This window comes from Arthrobacter sp. M4 (genome assembly GCF_020251205.1).
Classification (GTDB): domain Bacteria; phylum Actinomycetota; class Actinomycetes; order Actinomycetales; family Micrococcaceae; genus Arthrobacter.
This window is the reverse complement of record NZ_JAIWYX010000050.1, coordinates 1-863: the sequence shown is the minus strand read 5'-3', so window position 1 is coordinate 863 and position 863 is coordinate 1. Positions and strand designations below refer to the sequence as shown.

At 66.2% G+C, this 863-nt stretch carries 1 pseudogene; it reads left to right on the top strand.

The window, feature by feature from the left end:
- A pseudogene (locus tag LD110_RS23345) lies at positions 1-863 on the top strand (pyruvate dehydrogenase (acetyl-transferring), homodimeric type); the annotation flags it as partial.

Genomic DNA, 863 nt, shown 5'->3' with positions numbered 1-863 from the left:
ACGGATTATGTGAACACGATCCCGGCGGACCAGGAAGCGGAGTTCCCGGGCAATGAGGAGTTCGAGCGCCGGTACCGGGCGTACATGCGGTGGAACGCGGCGATCATGGTGCACCGGGCGCAGCGTCCCGGGATCGGGGTCGGCGGGCATATTTCCACCTACGCGGGCGCGGCGACCCTGTACGAGGTCGGGTTCAACCATTTCTTCCGCGGCAAGGACCACCCCGGCGGCGGGGACCAGGTGTTCTTCCAGGGCCACGCGTCCCCGGGCATGTACGCCAGGGCGTTCATGGAAGGCCGCCTCACGGAAGAGGACCTGAACGGGTTCCGGCAGGAGAAGTCCCACGCCGGGCACGCCCTGTCCTCCTACCCGCACCCGCGGATGATGCCCGCGTTCTGGGAATTCCCCACCGTGTCCATGGGCATCGGACCGATGAACGCGATCTACCAGGCCCAGTCCAACCGGTACCTGCACAACCGCGGCATCAAGGACACCTCCGACCAGCACGTCTGGGCGTTCCTGGGCGACGGGGAAATGGACGAACCCGAATCCCGCGGCCTGCTCCAGCTGGCCGCGAACGAGAACCTGGACAACCTGACCTTCGTGGTGAACTGCAACCTGCAGCGCCTGGACGGCCCGGTGCGCGGCAACGGCAAGATCATGCAGGAACTGGAAGCCTTCTTCCGCGGCGCCGGCTGGAACGTGATCAAGGTCGTCTGGGGCCGGGAATGGGACGAACTGCTCGCCAAGGACACCGGCGGGCACCTCGTGGACCTGATGAACACCACCCTGGACGGGGACTACCAAACCTACAAGGCCGAATCCGGCGGGTTCGTCCGCGAACACTTCTTCGGCCGCACCCC